We start from the raw sequence: 1,230 nt of genomic DNA, 5'->3' as shown, positions 1-1,230 counted from the left end.
GGCCGATTATGCAAAGCCAGCGATTATGGAAAGTTGCAGGCCGGAATGACTGCCAAATGCTGATGGATAGCGGCAGGCGGGGATTCCGACCTTCACATAATCACAGCGTCTTCAGGAAGTCGATCAGCGAGTCGGGTGCCCGGTAACGTTGGATCTTGGCGTCTGGCTGCTGGAGTCTGGCCAAGGCTTGTTCCTTCATGGTCAGGTCGGCTTCGACGTAGTGATGGGTAGTCACCGGGCTTTCGTGCCCAAGCCAAAGCGCAATGACGCTGATATCGACACCAGCCTGCAACAGGTGCATCGCCGTCGTATGCCGGAGCGTGTGGGGTGAGATGTGCCGTTTTGCCAAATCCGGATAGGTGCCGCTGGCTGACTGCACCGCCAGCGCCAATCTCAACGCCACATTGGTTCGCGTCATCGCCTCCCCGTTACGATTGGGGAACAAAGGAGAGGCCGTCTCAAACTGCGGATTCCGCCGCAGCCAGGCACGCATTTCCTTGACGGTCGAGCGCCACAGGGGAACGCTGCGTTGCTTTCGGCCCTTGCTGTGCAGATGAACGCAGGCAGCGCTCGGATCGAGCACGATATCGCCGACCTTGACGCTGGTGATTTCCGACACGCGTGCCCCGGAGCCAAGGACTTCACCAGACGATCAGCCTCGTCCGGACCGAGCGCCCGTGGCAATGACGCCAGCTTCCCGTGAACGGGGGTTGAAATGACTGCGGTCAGTCCGCCGACCTGATCGCCATAGGTAGCCCGGTAGCGGAAGTAACTTCGCAAGGCCGATGCAAGCAAAGATGCTTTGGCGTGCGACCGGTGTGCATCCAATTGCCGGGCAAGGAAGCTGCGCACATCGTCGGGATGCAGCTTGGCAATCTCAATAGGACAATCGGCAAATTGCTCTTGCAGCAAAAGCCTGACGACACGAACGCGCTGGCTGCGGGTGCCCGCCGCTAACCCGCGGACATCATGCAGGTGCTCGTCGTAGCGGTTCAGTTCCTCGGTGAGGTAATCGGCAAACGCCGACGCTGGCTGCGTACTTGGCGCAACCGGGGACAAAGCGGTGTGGTCCATAACGGTCTCCTGAAGTTGAACTACCACTTCAGAAAACCGAAGAAATTATGTCCAGCTTGTTGCGATATCCGCCGCTGCCGAGTCGCTTCCTGCCTGCCTTTTAGCCACAGCTACCTCGGTCACTTTCCATAATCGCTGGCTTTGCATAATCGGCCA

2 pseudogenes are annotated in these 1,230 nt (G+C 58.8%); both read right to left on the bottom strand.

Going from position 1 to position 1,230, the window contains the following annotated elements:
* Nucleotides 1-100: 100 nt before the first annotated feature.
* Nucleotides 101-625 (bottom strand): annotated as a pseudogene (locus tag CSQ89_RS21560) (tyrosine-type recombinase/integrase); the annotation flags it as partial.
* Nucleotides 626-771: 146 nt separating this feature from the next.
* Nucleotides 772-1,074, bottom strand: a pseudogene (locus tag CSQ89_RS23975) (hypothetical protein); the annotation flags it as partial.
* Between the last annotated feature and the right edge of the window lie 156 nt (nt 1,075-1,230).

The organism is Chitinimonas sp. BJB300 (assembly GCF_002735695.1).
Taxonomy (GTDB): domain Bacteria; phylum Pseudomonadota; class Gammaproteobacteria; order Burkholderiales; family Chitinimonadaceae; genus Chitinimonas.
The sequence above is the reverse complement of the archived record's forward strand: the minus strand, read 5'-3'. Positions and strand labels throughout refer to the sequence as shown.